The organism is Rathayibacter sp. AY1C7 (assembly GCF_002931865.1).
GTDB lineage: Bacteria > Actinomycetota > Actinomycetes > Actinomycetales > Microbacteriaceae > Rathayibacter.
This window is the reverse complement of sequence record NZ_PSWB01000006.1, coordinates 35,248-54,279: the sequence shown is the minus strand read 5'-3', so window position 1 is coordinate 54,279 and position 19,032 is coordinate 35,248. Positions and strand designations below refer to the sequence as shown.

Genomic DNA, 19,032 nt, shown 5'->3' with positions numbered 1-19,032 from the left:
GCCGGGAGCCTCAGTCGGGGATCCGCGAGAAGACGACCGCTCCGCCCGTGCCGTCCAGCAGCACGTCGTCGGGGGTGCCGCCGATCGTCATCGGGCCGGAGAGGAGCGCCCGGAGCCGGATGGCCTCGGGGCTCGGCGTGTCGGAGCAGGTGTCGGAGCCGGTCACCTCGTCGCCGGGGATCAGCACGCCGTCGGCGATCCGGTAGGCGGCGCTGACCACGAGGCAGCCGGTGCCGACGACCAGGGTCGGCGCACCCCCGACGCTCTCGGAGCGGAGGCGGACGCGGGCGTCCTCGACCCAGGCCGTGTACGGGGTCTCCCCCTCGGCCGCGGTCAGCACCCAGCGGTCGCAGCCGAAGGGGTCCTGCGGGCTGCGGCTGTCGATGCATTCGCCGGCCTCGGAGGACGGGCCGCTGCGGAGCGCGGCGACACCGGAGGCGAGGAGCGCGGCGGCGACGACCACGAGCGCGAGGCGCAGTGCGGGGCGGACCACGTCGATCCGCCCCGCGCCGTCAGTTCGCGCCGACGGTGACGACCGGGGCTCCGGTCGAGGTGTCGTCGGCCGGCATCTCGGCGGCCAGGCGGTTGGCCTCCTCGATGAGGGTCTGGACGATCTCGGCCTCGGGGACGGTCTTGATGACCTCGCCCTTGACGAAGATCTGGCCCTTGCCGTTGCCGGAGGCGACGCCCAGGTCGGCCTCGCGGGCCTCGCCGGGTCCGTTGACGACGCAGCCCATGACGGCGACGCGCAGCGGGACGCTCATGCCCTCGAGGCCGGCGGTGACGTCGTTGGCGAGCGTGTAGACGTCGACCTGCGCGCGGCCGCAGCTGGGGCAGGAGACGATCTCGAGCTTGCGCTCGCGGAGGTTCAGCGACTGGAGGATCTGCAGGCCGACCTTGACCTCCTGCGCGGGCGGGGCCGAGAGGGACACGCGGATGGTGTCGCCGATGCCCTCGCCGAGGAGGATGCCGAAGGCGGTGGCGGACTTGATCGTCCCCTGGAACTCGGGGCCGGCCTCGGTGACGCCGAGGTGGAGGGGCCAGTCGCCGCGCTCGGCGAGCTGGCGGTAGGCCTTCACCATGACGACGGGGTCGTTGTGCTTGACCGAGATCTTGAAATCGTGGAAGTCGTGCTCCTCGAAGAGGCTGGCCTCCCAGACGGCGCTCTCGACGAGGGCCTCGGGGGTGGGCTTGCCGTACTTCTGCAGGATGCTCGGCTCGAGCGAGCCGGCGTTGACGCCGATGCGGATCGAGACGCCGGCGGCCTTCGCGGCGGCGGCGATCTTGCCGACCTGGTCGTCGAACTTGCGGATGTTGCCGGGGTTCACGCGGACCGCGGCGCAGCCGGCGTCGATCGCGGCGTAGACGTAGTTCGGCTGGAAGTGGATGTCGGCGATGACCGGGATCTGGCTCTTCTTGGCGATGATCGGCAGCGCCTCCGCGTCGTCGCGGCTCGGCACCGCGACGCGGACGATGTCGCAGCCGGACGCGGTGAGCTCGGCGATCTGCTGGAGGGTCGCGTTGATGTTCGTCGTCGGTGTGGTGCACATCGACTGGACGCTGACCTGCGCGTCACCGCCCACGAGCACCTTGCCCACCTTGATCTGGCGGGACTTGCGGCGGGGGGCGAGGGTCATGGGGACCTTGGGAAGACCCAGATTCACTGCTGGCACGCGCCCCATCGTACGCGCGCCGCGGGACCCCTCGTCCGCTCGCCGCACCTTCCCAGCCGCCGCCCCTCCTGCGCGCCTCGGAACCCGTCCACCGCACCTGCTCTCAGCCCGAGACCGCACGACGATCCGCGGTCGCCTCGCTCCCGAGCCGAACCGCCGATCCCGTCCGAGCGACCGGCCCCAGCCGCCCGCACCCCGCTCCACCCACGCCCCACCCCGAGAAGCCGACCGCGCCACGCCGGGCGAGGCCCGGCGTGGTATCCAACTCAGAACAGCGTGATCGGCTTGACGATGTCGGCGTAGATGAGGAGGGCGCTCATGCCGCCGAGGACGAGGACGACGACGTAGGTGAGCGGGAGCAGGCGGGCGATGTCGACGGGGCCGGGGTCGCGGCGTCCGAAGAGCTTGGCGATCCGGCGGCGCAGGCCCTCCCAGAGGGCGCCGGCGATGTGGCCGCCGTCCATGGGGAGCAGCGGCACCAGGTTGAAGACGAGGAGGGCGACGTTGAGCGAGGCGAGGACGCCGACCATCGTCTGCACCTTCGACACGACGGGGAGCTGGTCGGAGGCGGCGATCTCGCCCGCGATCCGGCCGACTCCGACGACGCTGATCGGGCCGTTGGCGTCGCGCGCCTCCGAGCCGAACGCCGCCTGGGCGACGTCGATGAGGCGCTGCGGCAGGTTGAGGATCACATGGGCGACGCTGGTGATGTTCGACCAGACCGTCTCGGGCACCGCGGTGACCGGCTGCTGCGCGAGGGCCGACGTGGGCGAGATGCCGATGAAGCCGACCGTCTGCGTCTCGATCGCACCGGAGGCGTCGGTGACGGGGGCGCCGTTCGCGTCGGTCACCGCGACCTCGTTCTCGGCGGGGGTGATCGTGAGGGTCAGCGGGGCGCCGTCGCGCTGGACGGACACGCTGAGCGGGACGCCCGCGGAGCGCTGGATGATCGGGGTCAGGTCGTTCCAGGTGCTCACCGGAGTGCCGTCGATCGCCGTGATCGTGTCGCCCGGCAGCAGGCCGGCCGCGGCTCCGGGTGCCAGCGGGTCGTCGGCGGTGCAGGTCGCGGTCGCGCGCTGCGACTCCGGGACCACGCACTGCGAGACCGCGGCGAGGGTGCTGGTGCTCTGCGGGATCCCGATGCCGCAGAGGAGGACGGTGAAGAGGACCGTGGCGATCACGAGGTTCATGAAGGGGCCGCCGGCCATGACGATCACGCGCTTCCACACGGGGAGCCGGTAGAACGCGCGGTGGTCCTCGCCGTCGCCGATCGTCTCGGCGCTGGCGGCGCGGGCCTCGTCGATCATCGTGGCGTAGGCGCCGCGCCGGGGCTCCTCGAGCTGGGCCTCGGAGGACGCCAGGCCGTTGAAGAAGCCGGTGCTCGACTCCGTGGGCCGGTCCCCCGGGTGCTTCGGCGGGTACATGCCGATCATGGCGATGTAGCCGCCGAGCGGGATCGCCTTGACGCCGTACTCCGTCTCGCCGCGGCGCCGGGAGAAGAGGGTCGGCCCGAACCCGATCATGTACTGCGTGACCTTGACCCCGAACAGCTTGGCGGGGAGGAGGTGCCCGACCTCGTGCAGGGCGATGGAGAGGGCGACGCCGACGGCGATGATGACGACGCCGAGGACGAAGAGCAGCACGGATTCCACCGACACACTGTAGGCCGGGCCCGCCCGTCCACGCTGGGGTGCGCCTGCATGGATCCGATGAACTCCGCGGCCGAGCGGATCAGCGGAGCGACGTCCGCCGACACGGGTCCGCGGAGACGGAGCCCGTCCGGATGACCCCTGGTCAGACTCCGGCGATCCGCTCGTCCGCCGTGCGGCGCGCCCACTCCTCCGCCGCGGCCAGCGACTCGCGGGTCAGCACGCCGTCGACGCTGTGCGCGTCGACCACCGCCTCCACCGTCTCGAGGATGTCGAGGTAGCCGATCCGCCCGGCGTGGAACGCCTGCACGGCCTGCTCGTTCGCCGCGTTGAACACGGCCGGGTAGGAGGCGCCCGCCTCCCCGACGCGCTTCGCGAGCCGGACCGAGGGGAACGCCTCCTCGTCCAGCGGCTCGAACGTCCAGGAGTGGGAGCGGGTCCAGTCGAGCGGGACGCCGACCCCGGCGACGCGATGCGGCCAGTCGAGGCCGAGCGAGATCGGGAGCCGCATGTCCGGCGGCGAGGCCTGGGCGACCGTCGAGCCGTCGACGTACTCGACCATCGAGTGGATCACCGACTGCGGGTGCACGGTGACGTCGATCCGGTCGTAGGGGACGTCGAAGAGCAGGTGCGCCTCGATCACCTCGAGCCCCTTGTTGACCAGGGTGGAGGAGTTGGTCGTGACGACCAGGCCCATGTCCCAGGTCGGGTGCGCGAGCGCCTGCGCCGGGGTGACGTCGCGGAGGGAGGCGCGGTCGCGTCCCCGGAACGGCCCGCCGGACGCGGTCAGCACGAGGCGGCGGACCTCGCGGTGCTCGCCCGCGAGGAGGGCCTGGGCGATCGCGGAGTGCTCGGAGTCGACCGGCACGATCTGGCCGGGACCGGCGAGCGAGGTGACGAGCTCGCCGCCGACGATCAGCGACTCCTTGTTGGCGAGGGCGAGCGTCCTGCCCTCCTCGAGCGCCGCGAGCGTCGGGCCGAGCCCCACCGAGCCGGTGATCCCGTTCAGCACGACGTCCGCGTCGACCGAGCGGATCAGCTGCTCGGCCTCCTCCGCGCCGAACGCCGTGTGCTCGACGCCGAACGCGGACGCCTGCTCGGCGACCGCCGCCCGGTTCGAGCCGGCGGCGAGGCCGACGACCTCGAACCGCTCGCGGTTCGCGCCGATGACGTCGAGAGCCTGCGTGCCGATGGACCCGGTCGAGCCGAGGATGATGACCCTGCGCATCCGCCCATCCTGGCACGGAGCACCCAGCGCCTCCCGGTCAGCTGATGGCGAGGATGTCGACCACGAAGACGAGGGTGTCGGTCCCGCTGATCCCCGCGTTCTGGTTGCCCTGGTCGCCGTAGCCCTTCGACGGCGGGATGGTGACCAGCACCTGCGAGCCGACGGTCTGGCCGACGACGGCCTCCTTGAAGCCCTCGATCACGTCGCCGGTGCCGAAGGCGGCGGGAGCGGGCTTCCCCCAGCTCTGGTCGAACACCTCGCCGGTGCCCCAGACCACGCCCTGGTACTGCACGATCAGCTGGTCGCCGTCGGCCACGGTCGCGCCGCTCCCCTTCTTGAGGACGGCGAGCTGCAGGTCGGCGGGCGGGTCGGTCGAGGGGATGGTGACGGTGGGCGCCCCGTCCTCGGCGAGCGCCACCGTCGGCAGGCCGTCGACCGGGGGCTGCGGCTCGCCGTCGGCGGCGGTCGGCACGATCTGCTCGACGTCGATCACCATGACGATCGAGTCGGTCGCGGCGATGCCGAACTGGCTCTGCCCGGCGTCGCCGAACGCGTCGGCCGGGGGAACGACGGCGACGACGCGCGAGCCGACGGTCGCGCAGTTGACGGCCTTCACGAGGCCGGCGAGGTACTGGTCGGTGTCGACCTCGAAGGCCGCGCGGCCACCGGACGCGTAGCTGCTCGCCGAGAACTCGGCACCGCTCGTCCCGTTGTAGAGCGTGTAGTCGACCAGCACGGTGTCGCCCTCGGCGACCTCCTCGCCGGTGCCCTCGATCGCGACCGAGCGCTCGGTGACGTCCACGCTGACCGGGCTGGGGAACACGGTGACCGGCTTGGTGGCGAAATCGCCGCTGGTCTGCACCGCGGCGGTCGCCTCGCCCTCGGTCGCGCAGCCGAGCGGGGTGGCGGAGGCGGACGGCGCTGCATCCGGCTCCCCGGGGGTGCAGGCCGCCAGGCTCAGGGAGGCGCCGAGGACGGCGAGGATCGCGAGGGTTCTGCGCACAGGGGCACCTTTCGTGACCGGCGGCGGCCGGTGGACGTTCGGGGATCGCCTCCATCCTGCACGGCGCGCCTCGCAACGCGCTGGGTGCGGGTCCTCGAACGGTCCCAGGCCTACCATCGGGGAATGCGTGAATTCTCGGTCCCCCAGTCCCGAGAGCTCGTCACCGAGCTCCCCGGCCCGCGCTCCGTCGCCCTCCAGGAGCGCCGCGTCGCCAGCGTCTCCCGCGGCGCCGGGACGCTCGCGAACATCTACATGGACCACGCGTCGGGCGCGGTCCTGGTCGACGTCGACGGCAACCGCCTGATCGACCTCGGCTGCGGCATCGGAGTGACCACCATCGGCCACGCGCACCCCGCGGTCGCCGCGGCGGCCGCCGCGCAGGCCGAGAAGCTGACGCACACCCTCTTCACCGTCACTCCGTACGAGAACTACGTCCGGGTCGCCGAGAAGCTCGCCGAGATCACCCCCGGGGACTTCGAGAAGCACTCGATCCTGGTGAACTCCGGCGCGGAGGCGGTCGAGAACGCCGTCAAGATCGCGCGGAAGTTCACCGGCCGCCGCGCCATCGCGACGCTCGACCACGCCTTCCACGGCCGCACCAACCTCACGATGGCGATGACCTACCGCCCCTGGCCGGAGCGCGCGGGCATGGGCCCCTTCCCGGGAGAGATCTACAGCCTCCCGATCAGCTACCCGTTCCGCGACCCCGAGGGCATGACGGGCGAGGAGGCGGCCGAGCGCACCATCGACTACATCACCACCCACATCGGCGCGCAGGAGCTGGCCGCGCTCTTCGTCGAGCCGATCCAGGGCGACGGCGGCATCATCATCCCGGCGCCGGGCTACTTCCGCCGCCTGTCCGAGTTCTGCACCGAGAACGGCATCGTCCTCGTCGCGGACGAGATCCAGGCCGGCATCGCCCGCACCGGCACCTGGTACTCCATCGAGCACCACGGCGTGGTCCCGGACCTCATCACGACGGCCAAGGGCATCGCCGGCGGCTTCCCGCTCGCCGCCGTCACCGGCCGCGCCGAGATCATGGACGCCGTGCAGCCCGGCGGCATCGGCGGCACGTTCGGCGGCAACCCCGTCTCCACCGCCGCGGCGCTCGCGACGTTCGAGGCGATCGAGTCCGAGGGCCTGCTGGAGGAGGCGCAGCGGGTCGAGCGCCTGCTGCAGGCGCGGATCGGCGACTGGGCCGAGCGCTTCGCGGTCGTGGGCGAGGTCCGCGGCAAGGGCGCCATGTGGGGCGTCGAGCTCGTCCACCCGGGCACGAAGAAGCAGTACCCGGAGGCGCTCACCGCGATCCTGAAGCACGCCACCACGAACGGCGTGATCGTCCTCGACGCGGGCAGCTGGGACAGCGTGCTGCGGATCATGCCGAGCGTGGTCATCAGCGAGGAGCTCATCGACGACGCTGCGACGGTCATCGAGGAGGCGCTCGCCCAGTTCGGCTGATCCGCCGCATGACCGGAGCGGCATGGACGCCCCGGTAGCTTCGTCGGAATGCGGATCGACGACGACCACGAGAGGCCGACTCCCCCGGGGATCGGCCTCTCCGCGCGTCTGGCGCGCCTGTCCATCGGCGGCGTCGGCCGGCTGGTCTACCGGCCGATCGTGGAGGGGCGCGACAACGTCCCGGCCGAGGGACGCGTGATCCTGGCGGCCAACCACCTCTCGTTCATCGACTCCCCGGTGCTGACGCTGCTCGCCCCGCGGCCGGTGCAGTTCCTGGCCAAGTCGGACTACTTCACGGGGACCGGCGTGCGGGGCGCCCTCTCGCGCGCGTTCTTCACGAGCGTCGGAGCCGTCGCGGTCGAGCGCGGCGCCGGCCAGGCCGCTCAGGAGGCGCTGGACCTCGGCCGGGCGATCCTCGAGCGGGACGAGGCGTTCGCCGTCTACCCCGAGGGCACCCGCTCCCGCGACGGGCGCCTCTACAAGGGCCGCACCGGAGTGGCGTGGCTCGCCCTCACCACGGGCGCGCCGGTGGTCCCCGTCGGCATGATCGGCACGCAGGAGCTCCAGCCGGTGGGCACGAGGGTGCCGCGCCTGCACCGGATCACGGTCCGCTTCGGGGCTCCGCTGGACCTCTCGCGGCACGGCTCCGCCGACTCCGGCCGCGCCCGACGCCACGCCACCGACGAGGTGATGGCGGCCGTCCACGCGCTCTCCGGGCAGGAGCTCGCCGGTGCGTACAACGAGTCGCCGCCGACGACCACGGTCGAGCGCATCCGCCGGGCGCTCCCGCACGAGCGCCGCTGAGCCTCAGCGCGCGGACGCCTCCGGCTCGTGGGAGACGGGGAAGTTCACCGAGTTGGCGATGAAGCAGAGCCGGGAGGCCTCGGCGTGCAGCGTCTGGGCGATCGCCACCATCGACTCCTCGGCGACAGTGACGCGGGGCCGGAGGGTCACCGAGGTGAAGCGGCCGCTCTCCCCCTCCTGCAGCATCGAGCCCACCGCGTCGTCCGTGTAGCCGGTGACGACGACTCCGTTCTTGACCGCCACGTGCAGGTAGGAGAGGAGGTGGCACTGCGCGAGCGCCGCGAGGAGCAGCTGCTCCGGGTTCCAGCGGTCGGCGTCGCCCCGGAAGGGCGTGTCGGCCGAGGCGAGGATGGGCGCCGGGCCCTCCGCCGTGACGGTCAGCTGGCGCCCGTACTCGCGGTAGCCGCTCGTGCCGGTGCCCCGGTCGCCCTCCCAGACGACGGACACCGCGTACTCGTGCTCGGACTTCATCGGGCTCCTCCTCGACGGCGGTGGATCAGGCCGGTCGCGCCGGTCTGGACCTCTGGACGCGGAACCCCCGCGGGTAGACTCCGAGGACCATGACAGACACGCTCGCCCCCCAGGTTCCCACGTCCGCAGTCCCCCAGGAGCGGCGCGTCGCGACCGAGATCCCCGGGCCGCGATCCCGGGCCCTGCACGAGCGCCGCCTCGCCGTCGTGCCCACCGGCGTCGGCACCGCGCTCCCCGTCTACATCGACCGCGCGCACGGCGCGATCCTGGTCGACGTCGACGGCAACAGCTTCATCGACCTCGGCGCCGGCATCGGCGTGACGACGATCGGGCACACCGACGACTCCGTCGTCGCGGCCGCCGCGGAGCAGCTCGCGCGCCTCACGCACACCCTCTTCACCGTCACTCCGTACGAGCCCTACATCCGCGTCGCGGAGCTGCTGGCCCAGCACACCCCCGGCGACTTCGCCAAGAAGACCGTCCTGGTCAACTCCGGTGCCGAGGCGGTCGAGAACGCCGTCAAGATCGCGCGCAAGCACACCGGCCGCCCCGGCGTCGCGGTGCTCGACCACGCGTACCACGGACGCACGAACCTCACGATGGCCATGAACTTCAAGGCGCTGCCCTACGGCCTGGGCTTCGGACCCTTCGCCAGCGACGTCCACCGTGCGCCGAGCTCGTACCCGTACCACGACGGCCTGTCGGGAGCCGAGGCCGCCCAGCGCGCGATCTCGTACCTCGAGAAGACCGTCGGCGCGTCCGCCCTGGCCTGCCTCGTCGCCGAGCCCATCCAGGGCGAGGGCGGCTTCATGGTCCCCGCCGACGGCTTCCTCCCGGCACTGCAGGAGTGGTGCACGGCCAACGGCATCGTCTTCGTCGCCGACGAGATCCAGTCGGGCATGGCCCGCACCGGCGCCTGGTTCGCCAGCGAGCACCTCGGCCTCGTCCCCGACCTCGTCCTCTCGGCCAAGGGCATCGCCGGCGGCCTGCCGCTCGCGGGCGTGACGGGTCGCGCCGAGATCATGGACTCGGCGCAGGCCGGCGGACTGGGCGGCACCTTCGGCGGGAACCCCGTCGCCGCCGCCGCCGCCGTCGCGGTCTTCGAGCGCATCGAGCGCGAGGGCCTCCTCGCCGAGGCCGACCGGATCGGCGCCCGCCTGGGCGCGGCGCTGCGAGGCCTGCAGGAGCGCTACGACATCATCGGCGACGTCCGCGGCATCGGCGCGATGATGGCGATGGAGCTCGTGCAGCCCGGCACCGCCGGCACCACGAAGGAGCCGAACGCCGTCGCGGTCCAGGCGATCATCGACTACGCCGCCCAGCACGGGGTCCTCGTGCTGAGCGCCGGCACCTACGGCAACGTGGTCCGCTTCCTGCCGAGCCTCGCCCTCACCGACGAGCTGCTCGACGACGCCGTGTCGGTCATCGCCGACGCGTTCGCCACCCTCTAGGCGCGATCCTCCGAAGGCCACCGCGGGCGCCGAGGAGCTCCCCGGTGGCCTTCGGCGTCTCCGGGAGCGCGGGACCGGTCGGCGCATCGGGCAGGATGGGGGGATGCCAGCAGGAACCTTCACCGTCGCCGAGTCCGTCGAGCTGGCCGTCGTCGAGCGATCCGGGTTCGTCGAGTCGCGCCACGCCGGCTCCGCCGTCCTCCTCGACTCCGAGGGCCGCGTCGCCCGCAGCCTCGGCACCCCGACGGCTCCCGTCTTCCCCCGCTCCTGCCTCAAGCCGTTCCAGGCCCTCGCGGTGATGACCGCCGGAGTCGAGCTGAACGGCGCGGAGGCGGTCATCGCCACCGCGAGCCACGCCGGCATCCCCCAGCACGTGGCGCTGGTGCAGAACCTGCTCTTCCGCGCCGGCCTGGACCACACCGCCCTGCAGTGCCCGGCCGACTGGCCCGGCGACTCCGGGACCCGCGCTCAGCTGCTGCGGGCGGGCGCGACTCCGGACCCGCTCTACATGAACTGCTCGGGCAAGCACGCGGCGATGCTGCTGGCCTGCGTGCAGAACGGCTGGAGCACCGAGGACTACCTCGAGCGGACGCACCCGCTGCAGCAGCACATCGTCGACACGATCGAGCGCCTCACCGGCGAGCGCGTCGTGGCCTCGGGGATCGACGGCTGCGGAGCTCCCGTGCACGCCCTTCCTCTGACCGCGCTGGCGAAGGGCGTCTCGCGGATCGTGTCCTCCTCCCCCGCCTCACCGTTCGGCCTCTACCGCCAGGCCGGCGTCCTCACGGCCGCGATCCTCGAGAACGCGTGGGCGATCGACGGCCCGGGCCGGGACAACACCGTCGTGATCGAGCGCCTGGGCCTGGTCGCCAAGCTCGGCGCCGAGGGCGTGCTCGTGATGGCCTCGCCCGACGGCACCACCGTCGCCCTGAAGATCCTCGACGGGAGCCTGCGCGCCGCGACCGTGGTCGCGCTGAAGCTCCTGGTCGAGGCGGACGCGGTGGACCGGACCGCGGCGAACGACGTGCTGGTGCGGCTGAACCCGGTCGTGTCGGGCGGCGGGCGCCCGGTCGGCGCGATCCGTGCCTCCTACGTCTGACCGCACCTCCCGGCACACCCTGAGCTACTGCTCGCGCGTGAGGCGCTTCGCCCGGGCCGCCGCGGAGACCTGCGTGATCACCACCACGAGGATCGCCAGGACGAACACCGCCGACGCGATGACGTTCGCCTCCGCCGGGATGCCGCGCGCCGCCGCGATGTAGATGTACTTCGGGAACGTGGTGACCGATCCGGAGTTGAAGTTCGTGATGATGAAGTCGTCGAAGCTCAGCGCGAACGAGAGCAGCGCCGCGGCGAGGATGCCGGGCAGCAGCAGCGGGAAGGTGATCCGCCAGAAGACCTGGTTCGGCGACGCGTAGAGGTCGCGTCCCGCCTCTTCCAGCTTCGGATCCAGGCTCGCCACCCGCGCCTTCACGGTGACCACGACGAAGCTGATGCAGAACATCGTGTGCGCCAGCACGATCGTGACCAGTCCCTTCTCGGCGCCCACGCTGAGGAACTGCGCGGCGAGGCCGGCTCCGAGCACCACCTCCGGAGTCGCCATGGGGAGGAACAGCAGCAGGCTGATCGCCGACCGGAACCGGAAGCGGAACCGCACGAGCGCGATGGCGATCATGGTGCCGAGCGCAGTGGCCAGCACGGTGGCGATCACACCGACCAGCAGGCTGTTCCCGAAGGCGGTCATCACCTCTTCACTGGTCCAGGCCGACACCCACTTGTCGAGGGTGAAACCGCGCCAGGCGAGGTTGCTCTTCCCCGAGTCGTTGAAGGAGAAGACGAAGGTGTACCCGATAGGGATGAGCAGGAAGAGCAGCGCCAGCGCCGTGTAGACGCCGAGCCCGAGGCCCCGGAAGCGGCGGCGGCCCCGGATCGGGGCGGGGGGCGGCGCGCCGAGCGCCTCCTGGGCGCTCGCGAGCGGACGGTCGGCCGTCGCGGTCACAGGAGGTCCTCCGTTCCACTGCGCTTCACGTAGAAGCCGACGATGACCAGGATCACGGCCATCAGCACGATCGAGAGCGCGGCGGCCGCCGGGTAGTTCTCGAGCGTGAGGAAGTTCGCCTCGATCGCGTTGCCCACCATCGAGGTCTGCGACGAGCCGAGGAAGTCCCGGCTCGCGTTGATGTAGTCGCCCGCCGCGGGGATGAACGTCAGCAGCGTGCCCGAGACGATGCCCGGCATCGACAGGGGGACGGTCACGCTCCAGAACACGGAGGCGGGGTGCGCGTAGAGATCCGACCCGGCCTCCAGGAAGCGCACGTCGAGGCGCTCGAGCGTCGTGTACAGCGGCATCGTCATGAACGGGATGAAGTTGTAGGTGATGCCGAAGATCACGGCGATCGGCGTCCCCGTGAGGTGGCCGTCGCTCGGCAGGACCGCCACGGCCTTGAGCGCCTGCACGAGCGGGCTCTCGTCCGCGAGGATCTGCTTCCACGCCAGCGTCCGGAGCAGGAAGCTGATGAAGAAGGGCGCGATCACCAGCGTGAGGAGCAGGTTCTGCAGCAGCGGCCAGGGCCGCGCCTTCACTCCGATGAAGTAGGCCAGCGGGTAGCTGATCACCAGCGCGAGCACCGTCGCGATCAGCGCGTAGCCGAAGGAGCGGAGCACGTGTGGCCAGTAGTCGCCCATCACCACGAGGTAGTTCTGCCAGGCGAAGCCGGGGGCGTACTCGCCGATGTCCCCGTCCGGCACCTCGGCCTGGAAGGACGTGAGCACGAGCGAGATCAGCGGCGCCAGGAAGAACAGCAGCATGTAGGCGATGCCCGGCAGCAGCAGGACCAGCGCGATCGTCGACCGCCGGCGGACCGGAGCGTCCTGAGGATCCGCCTGCCCCGTGGCGAAGGCGGCGAAGGCCATGCCTACGCTCCCCCGCTGCGACCGGCCAGGAGCCCCCGGCGCTGCACGGCGATGGCGCTGGTGGAGTCGTCCGCCTCGAAGCGCGGGACCGAGCCCGGTTCGTCCGCGAGTCCGAAGCCGTGCTCGGTGCTGAAGCCGACCCACACCTCCGCTCCCACGCCGACGACCGGCCCGAAGACCATGTTCTGCGCGAAGACGACCACCGGGCCCAGGCCCGGCATCCGGATCGTGTACTGGGTGCTGACCCCGCTGAAGGAGACGTCGACCACGCGGCCGGGCCCGAGCACGTTCCGGCCGGAGTCCGCCGGCGGCTCCTGCGTCAGCAGCAGGAGCTTCTCGGGGCGGACGCCGACCGTGATCTCCCCGCTCGTGCGGGCGCAGCGGGCGACGGGCACGACGATCCGGTGCCCGCCCGCGTCGACGGTGAGTGCGCGGTCGGTGCTGCCGACCACCTCACCCGTGAAGAGGTTGGACTGGCCGAGGAAGTTCGCGACGAACGCGGTGCGCGGGAGCTCGTAGAGCTCCTCCGGCGCGCCCATCTGCTCGATCCTGCCCTTGTTCATCACCGCGACGGTGTCGGCCATCGTCATGGCCTCCTCCTGGTCGTGCGTGACGTGGAGGAAGGTGAGGCCCACCTCCTCCTGGATCGACTTGAGCTCCAGCTGCATCTGCCGGCGGAGCTTGAGGTCGAGGGCGCCGAGCGGCTCGTCGAGCAGGAGCAGGGCGGGCCGGTTGACGAGGGCGCGTGCGAGGGCGACCCGCTGCTGCTGACCACCGGAGAGCTGCGCGGGGCGGCGCTGGGCGAGGTGGTCGAGCTCGACCAGGCGGAGCGCCTCGTGCGCCTTGCCGACGGGGTCGGCGATCCTCCGCCGCTTCAGGCCGAAGGCGACGTTCTCGAGGATCGACATGTGCGGGAACAGCGCGTACGACTGGAACACGGTGTTGACGGGCCGCTGGTACGTCTTCGTCTCGGTGACGTCCCGCCCGCCGATGAGGATCCGGCCGGCGGAGGGCTCCTCGAGCCCGGCGACCAGGCGCAGCGTCGTCGTCTTGCCGCAGCCCGAGGGGCCCAGCAGGGCGAAGAAGGAGCCCGCCGGGATGGTGAGGTCCAGGGAGTCGATGGCCGTGAAGCCCGGGTACTGCTTGCTGATCCCGACCAGCTGGAGGTCGGCGCCGCTCTCGGCGAAGGTCCCGATCGCCATCAGATGCCCAGGAGCACCTTCTGGAACTCGGCCTGGTACTCCTTCTCCTCCGCGGCGGTCAGGGTCCGGAACACGTGCGCCTGCGCGAGCGTGTCCTCGTCGGGGAAGATCAGCTGGTTCTCGGCCAGCTCCGGATCGATGCTCTCCATGACGTCCTTCGCTCCATCCACGGGGGTGATGTAGTTGACCCAGGCGGCCACCTCGGCGGCGACCTCGGGCTCGTAGTAGTAGTTCATCAGGGCCTCGGCGTTGGCCTTGCGCTCGGAGCCCATCGGGACCACGAAGGTGTCGTTCCAGAGCGCGCCGCCCGAGTCGGGGAAGGCGAACTCCCACTTGTCGCCGGCCTCGGCGTTGATCAGGGTGATGTCGCCGGACCAGCAGATCGCCGCGAGGGTGTCCTCGTTCTGCAGGTCGTTGAGGTACGCGTTCCCCTTGATGTTGCGGATCTGTCCGGCGTCGACCTGCCCGCGGAAGACGTCGATCGCGTTCATGTACTCGTCGTCGCCCCAGGAGCCGGCGATGTCCGTCCCCTGAGCGAGCATGATGAGCCCGATCGTGTCGCGCATCTCGCTCAGCACGCCGACGCGGCCGCGGAGCGACGGATCCCACAGCTCCTCGATGCTCGAGAGGCCCTTCGGCAGCTTCTCCCTGTTCCAGCAGATGCCCGAGAACCCCGCCTGGTACGGGAGGGAGAGCCGGCGGCCCGGATCGAAGTCGGGGTTCGCCAGCGAGTGGGTGAGGTTGGCGATGTTCGGGATGTTCGCGTGGTCGAGCTCCTGCACGTAGCCGCGGCGGACCAGGCGCGAGACCATCCACTCCGTCAGGCAGACCGTGTCGGCGCCGATGTACTGCCCGAGCGCGAGCTGGTCCTTCACCTTGCCGTAGTACGAGTTGTTGTCGTCGACGGCGACGTTGTAGGTCACCGCGATGCCCGTCTGCTCCTCGAAGCCCTGGAGCGTGGGGTGGTTCCCGTCGTCGTCCTCGTCCATGTAGGCGGGCCAGTTGTCCCACACCAGGCGCGGGTCGCCGGCCGATCCGTCGGCGGCGGCGGTCGGAGCGGCACGGGTCTGCGGGGCGCAGGCGGCCAGGGCGAGGGCACCCGCTCCGAGGCCGATCCCGCCGAGGACCGCCCGACGCGAGAGGACCGCCCGGCGCTCGCGCTCGTGCGAGCGTGCCGCGGCGACGGCCCGGCGGAGGACGGGATCCCTCGGGAGGGGACGGGTCATGGCGGGGGCTCCTGACTGCGTCGGGGCTCGTGCCTCGGGGGCCGAACGTGGGGAAATACTGGCACAGCGCTCATCCGCCTGTCACGGCGAACGGAGGAGAACGCTCATCCGGAAACATGATCGTCACGAATTCCGCACCCGGAGGCCGTGTCGACCGCCGATTCGGTCCCCGGAGGCCGTGCCGTCAGCGGGTGAGGGGCGGGCGTCCCGAGCCGCCGGCGGACCCGTCGACGCGCTCGACCGCCATCTCGACCGAGGAGAGCAGGATCCGGCTGCCGAGCTTCGCGCGGTAGCGGCGGCCGGCCTCGAGCGGGAGCGGCGCCTGGGTCGGCGCGACCAGCACGGACCCGTTGGCCGACCAGCGGTCCCTGACCCAGAGCCCGCCCTCGTCGAAGCCGAACTCGAGGTGGGTCTTGGAGAGGGATCGCGACGGATCCGGGATAGCGAGGATGTGCCGGAACGTCTCGTTGGGGTCCGGGAGCGGCTGGCGTCCGATCAGGCCGTTGCCGGTCACGATCGCGTGCTGCCCGGTCGCGAAGCTGAGGCGCACGAGCCCCTGCGAGGGCGGCGCCATCGGTGCGCCGGGGGCGGGACGCCGGTGCCGGCCGGGGGCCAGGCCCGGCAGCCAGGCACGGCGGGACGGGTCGAGGACCGTCGTGTCGCCGGAGGACGAGGGGCGGGACGAACCCGTCGTGGCATGCGCCGCCACCGACGAACCGCACTCGCCGCAGAGGATCGCCCCGGGAGCGAGGTTGGAGCCACACGTGCTGCAGATCACCGAGAACGCCCTTCCGCTCACCATCGTACCCAGCGCCGGCGCGGGGAGCCCCGAGCCGGCCGAACCCGACGCGAACCGGCAGGCGCAGGACCGTCGTACGGCCGTTCGGCGTGTGCGGGCGGTCCGGCGGCACCGCCACCGCGGCCGTCCCATGCCGGAGCGCTGCTCGTCAGACCGGTGCGCCGGCCTCCTCGTCGCCGGTGACCGCGAGGACGTCGACGACGATCACGGTGACGTTGTCGCGCCCGCCGTTGTCCAGCGCGGCGTCGACCAGGGCGTCGGCCGCCTCCTGAGCGGAGCCGGTGCCGCTGAGCAGGTGGCCGACGCCGGCATCGGTCAGCTCCTTCGTGAGTCCGTCCGAGCAGATCAGCAGACGCGATCCGGCGAGGACGGGCACGAGCCGGTAGTCGGGGACGGGCGCCTCGTGGAAGCCGACCGCGCGGGTGATCACGTTGCTGTGCGGATGCACGTCGGCCTCGTCGCGGGAGATCAGGCCCGCGTCGACCAGCTCCTGGACGATGGAGTGGTCCACGGTGAGCTGCACGAGGGTCCCGGCGACGCTCAGGTACACGCGCGAGTCGCCGATGTTGAAGACGGACCAGTAGGGCTCTCCCCCGACCACCGTGAGCGCGATCCCGGTGACCGTGGTCCCGGTGCCGACGTCGGCCGTGTGCGACTGCCGGGCGATGTCCCCGACCGCCTCCCGAAGCGCCCGGTCGATCTCCTCCGCTCCGACGGTCGCGCCGAGCGCCGCGGTGGACAGGCGCGACACGACCGCGTCGCTGGCGACCTCTCCTGCCGCGTGCCCGCCCATCCCGTCGGCGACAGCGAAGAGCGGGCTCTTGGCGAGGTAGCTGTCCTCGTTCGCGCTGCGCACGTGGCCGGTCTCGGTGCGCGCGGCCCAGCCGAGGGTCACTTCGGCCGAGGGCGCGTCGGAGCTCCAGGCGGAGACGGGGACGGTGACGGACGCGCGGCTGCGGCCGATCTGCGTCATCGCTGCTCCTCGCATCCCCGTGGCCCGCGCCCGTCCGGTCCGACGGCCCGTGACCGCCGGCTCCAGGGGTGCCCGGCCGCCTCCCGATGGTAGTCGCTGACGGCCCTCCGCCGAGCCGGCCGCCATCGCTGTCGCCCGATGTCCGTCGCGCAGACGGGACCACGCTTAGACCACCGGATCCGATGCCGGAGCGAGCTCCGACGTGCGGATCCACTTGCCCGGGCCCCCGTGGACTGCCAGAATCGCCGCATGGCCCCGTCTCGCCCACCCTCTCAGCGTCCTGTCCAGCTCGACGAGGTGTCGAAGGCGATCATCGAGCAGCTGCAGGCGGACGGTCGGCGCTCGTACGCCGAGATCGGCAAGGCCGTGGGCCTGAGCGAGGCGGCCGTCCGGCAGCGGGTGCAGAAGCTCACGGAGTCGGGCGTCATGCAGATCGTCGCGGTGACGGATCCGATGCAGCTCGGCTTCTACCGCCAGGCGATGATCGGTGTGCGCGTCACCGGCGACACCCGCGACGTCGCGGACCGGCTCGCCTCCATCCCCGCCGTCGACTACGTCGTGCTGACAGCCGGCTCCTTCGACATCCTCGCCGAGGTCGTGTGCGAGAACGACGACGATCTGATCGCCCTGCTCAACCAGGAGATCCGGTCGCTTCCCGGCGTGCTCTCGACCGAGACCTTCGTCTATCTGAAGCTCCACAAGCAGTTCTACAACTGGGGAACGCGGTAAAAGATGACCACCGAGACAGCCTTCTCGACCTCCGGCCTCGAGTCGGGCGATCCCGTCCGCGGGACCGACGCGCCAGGGGGGATCGACGACGCCTCCCTGCAGAAGAAGGCGAAGGACCACCTCTGGATGCACTTCACCCGTCAGTCGACGATGGACTCGGGCGCGGGCGTGCCGATCATCACTCGCGGCGAGGGACACCACATCTGGGACAGCACCGGGCGCAAGTACTTCGACGGCCTGTCCGGCCTCTTCGTCGTCAATGCGGGACACGGGCGGCGCCGACTGGCGGAGGCCGCGGCGAAGCAGGCGTCCGAGCTCTCCTTCTTCCCGCTCTGGTCCTACGCGACCCCCTCGGCGATCGAGCTGGCCGACCGGCTCGCCGACCACGCGCCGGGCGACCTGAACCGGGTCTTCTTCTCGACCGGCGGCGGCGAGGCTGTGGAGACGGCTTTCAAGCTCGCCAAGCACTACTGGAAGCTGCAGGGCAAGCCGGGCAAGCACAAGGTCGTCTCGCGCTCGGTCGCGTATCACGGCACTCCCCAGGGAGCGCTCGCGATCACGGGCATCCCCGGGATGAAGTCGATGTTCGAACCGCTGGTGCCGGGCGGCTTCCGTGTCCCCAACACCAACTTCTACCGGGCTCCCGAGCACGGCGACGACCTGGAGGCGTTCGGCCTGTGGGCGGCGAACCGCATCGAGGAGATGATCGAGTTCGAGGGGCCGGACACGGTGGCCGCCGTGTTCCTGGAGCCCGTGCAGAACTCGGGCGGCTGCTTCCCGCCCCCTCCCGGGTACTTCCAGAGGGTCCGCGAGATCTGCGACAAGCACGACGTGCTGCTGGTGTCCGATGAGGTGATCTGCGCGTTCGGCCGCATCGGGCACATGTTCGCCTGCGACGAGTACGGCTACGTGCCGGACATGATCACCTGCGCGAAGGGGATGACCAGCGGCTACTCCCCCATCGGCGCGACGATCGTCAGCGATCGGATCTACGAGCCCTTCCGCCACGGTCAGGTCGTCTTCCCGCACGGCTACACCTTCGGCGGCCACCCCGTCTCGGCCGCGGTCGCGCTCGAGAACCTCGACATCTTCGAGGAGGAGGGCTTGAACGAGCGCGTGCGAGAGAACTCGCCCGTCTTCCGGTCCACGCTCGAGAAGCTGCTCGACCTGCCGATCGTCGGCGACGTCCGGGGCGACGGCTACTTCTTCGGCATCGAGCTGGTGAAGGACAAGGCGACGAAGGAGACGTTCGACGAGGACGAGTCGGAGCGGCTGCTGCGCGGATTCCTCTCGAAGGGGCTCTTCGACGCGGGGCTGTACTGCCGGGCGGACGACCGCGGCGATCCCGTCGTCCAGCTCGCGCCGCCGCTCACCATCGGCCCGCGCGAGTTCGACGAGATCGAGCAGATCCTCCGGAGCGTGCTCACCGAGGCCTGGTCGCGGCTCTAGCGCC

At 71.5% G+C, this 19,032-nt stretch carries 18 protein-coding genes; 6 read left to right on the top strand and 12 right to left on the bottom strand.

Annotated elements, in window-relative coordinates; all coding sequences use genetic code 11:
- Positions 1-10: 10 nt before the first annotated feature.
- The 5 genes from C5C69_RS04835 to C5C69_RS04815 form a co-directional block, all read right to left on the bottom strand.
- Entirely contained in the window at positions 11-493 is a 483-nt protein-coding gene (locus tag C5C69_RS04835; protein ID WP_104233797.1) for a hypothetical protein, read from the bottom strand.
- 19 nt (positions 494-512) lie between these two features.
- The gene (gene ispG / locus C5C69_RS04830) at positions 513-1,673 is read right to left on the bottom strand and encodes a flavodoxin-dependent (E)-4-hydroxy-3-methylbut-2-enyl-diphosphate synthase (protein ID WP_173244694.1); all 1,161 of its coding nucleotides are present in this window, start codon (positions 1,671-1,673) and stop codon (positions 513-515) included.
- 266 nt (positions 1,674-1,939) lie between these two features.
- A complete protein-coding gene (locus tag C5C69_RS04825) occupies positions 1,940-3,325 on the bottom strand; it encodes an RIP metalloprotease (RefSeq protein ID WP_258062217.1) in 1,386 nt (461 codons plus the stop codon).
- 142 nt (positions 3,326-3,467) lie between these two features.
- A complete protein-coding gene (locus C5C69_RS04820) occupies positions 3,468-4,550 on the bottom strand; it encodes a 1-deoxy-D-xylulose-5-phosphate reductoisomerase (protein ID WP_104232689.1) in 1,083 nt (360 codons plus the stop codon).
- 37 nt (positions 4,551-4,587) lie between these two features.
- Positions 4,588-5,553, bottom strand: a complete 966-nt coding sequence (locus tag C5C69_RS04815) for an FKBP-type peptidyl-prolyl cis-trans isomerase (RefSeq protein ID WP_181067725.1) — start codon at positions 5,551-5,553, stop codon at positions 4,588-4,590.
- A gap of 123 nt (positions 5,554-5,676) precedes the next feature.
- On the opposite strand from C5C69_RS04815, the gene C5C69_RS04810 reads away from it, so the two are divergent.
- Positions 5,677-7,011 (top strand): aminotransferase class III-fold pyridoxal phosphate-dependent enzyme, encoded by a 1,335-nt coding sequence (locus tag C5C69_RS04810; RefSeq protein ID WP_104232691.1) that lies wholly within the window; start codon positions 5,677-5,679, stop codon positions 7,009-7,011.
- A gap of 48 nt (positions 7,012-7,059) precedes the next feature.
- Positions 7,060-7,815, top strand: coding sequence for a 1-acyl-sn-glycerol-3-phosphate acyltransferase (locus C5C69_RS04805; RefSeq protein ID WP_104223042.1), 756 nt, complete (start codon positions 7,060-7,062; stop codon positions 7,813-7,815).
- A 3-nt stretch (positions 7,816-7,818) separates the two neighbouring features.
- Here C5C69_RS04805 and C5C69_RS04800 read toward each other — a convergent pair whose 3' ends face one another.
- Positions 7,819-8,286: an OsmC family protein gene (locus C5C69_RS04800; RefSeq protein ID WP_104232692.1), complete on the bottom strand. Its 468-nt coding sequence runs from the start codon at positions 8,284-8,286 to the stop codon at positions 7,819-7,821.
- Positions 8,287-8,375: 89 nt separating this feature from the next.
- On the opposite strand from C5C69_RS04800, the gene gabT reads away from it, so the two are divergent.
- Together gabT and C5C69_RS04790 are read left to right on the top strand one after the other, a co-directional pair.
- The gene (gene gabT, locus C5C69_RS04795; protein WP_104223040.1) at positions 8,376-9,737 is read left to right on the top strand and encodes a 4-aminobutyrate--2-oxoglutarate transaminase; all 1,362 of its coding nucleotides are present in this window, start codon (positions 8,376-8,378) and stop codon (positions 9,735-9,737) included.
- A gap of 103 nt (positions 9,738-9,840) precedes the next feature.
- Positions 9,841-10,836 carry an asparaginase gene (locus C5C69_RS04790; protein WP_104223039.1) on the top strand — a complete coding sequence of 332 codons (996 nt, stop codon included), beginning with the start codon at positions 9,841-9,843 and terminating at the stop codon, positions 10,834-10,836.
- Between the two features lie 24 nt (positions 10,837-10,860).
- Here the strand turns inward: C5C69_RS04790 and C5C69_RS04785 are convergent, their stop codons facing one another.
- The 6 genes from C5C69_RS04785 to C5C69_RS04760 all read right to left on the bottom strand — a co-directional run bounded on the left by C5C69_RS04785 (position 10,861) and on the right by C5C69_RS04760 (position 16,850).
- Complete coding sequence (locus tag C5C69_RS04785) at positions 10,861-11,667, bottom strand: ABC transporter permease (protein WP_181067749.1); 807 nt, start codon at positions 11,665-11,667, stop codon at positions 10,861-10,863.
- A 65-nt stretch (positions 11,668-11,732) separates the two neighbouring features.
- Positions 11,733-12,650, bottom strand: coding sequence for an ABC transporter permease (locus C5C69_RS04780; RefSeq protein WP_104232694.1), 918 nt, complete (start codon positions 12,648-12,650; stop codon positions 11,733-11,735).
- Between the two features lie 2 nt (positions 12,651-12,652).
- Positions 12,653-13,852 carry an ABC transporter ATP-binding protein gene (locus C5C69_RS04775; RefSeq protein ID WP_104232695.1) on the bottom strand — a complete coding sequence of 400 codons (1,200 nt, stop codon included), beginning with the start codon at positions 13,850-13,852 and terminating at the stop codon, positions 12,653-12,655.
- On the bottom strand, positions 13,852-15,078 hold the full coding sequence (locus tag C5C69_RS04770) for a PotD/PotF family extracellular solute-binding protein (RefSeq protein WP_104232696.1): 1,227 nt from the start codon (positions 15,076-15,078) through the stop codon (positions 13,852-13,854). Before C5C69_RS04770 ends, C5C69_RS04775 begins: the two co-directional genes overlap by 1 nt.
- A 184-nt stretch (positions 15,079-15,262) precedes the next feature.
- A complete protein-coding gene (locus tag C5C69_RS04765; protein ID WP_104232697.1) occupies positions 15,263-15,787 on the bottom strand; it encodes a hypothetical protein in 525 nt (174 codons plus the stop codon).
- A 238-nt stretch (positions 15,788-16,025) separates the two neighbouring features.
- A complete protein-coding gene (locus C5C69_RS04760; protein ID WP_104225583.1) occupies positions 16,026-16,850 on the bottom strand; it encodes a PP2C family serine/threonine-protein phosphatase in 825 nt (274 codons plus the stop codon).
- 249 nt (positions 16,851-17,099) lie between these two features.
- On the opposite strand from C5C69_RS04760, the gene C5C69_RS04755 reads away from it, so the two are divergent.
- A complete protein-coding gene (locus C5C69_RS04755; RefSeq protein WP_104223032.1) occupies positions 17,100-17,579 on the top strand; it encodes an Lrp/AsnC family transcriptional regulator in 480 nt (159 codons plus the stop codon).
- A gap of 3 nt (positions 17,580-17,582) precedes the next feature.
- Positions 17,583-19,028, top strand: a complete 1,446-nt coding sequence (locus C5C69_RS04750) for an aspartate aminotransferase family protein (RefSeq protein WP_104223031.1) — start codon at positions 17,583-17,585, stop codon at positions 19,026-19,028.
- Positions 19,029-19,032: the final 4 nt, after the last annotated feature.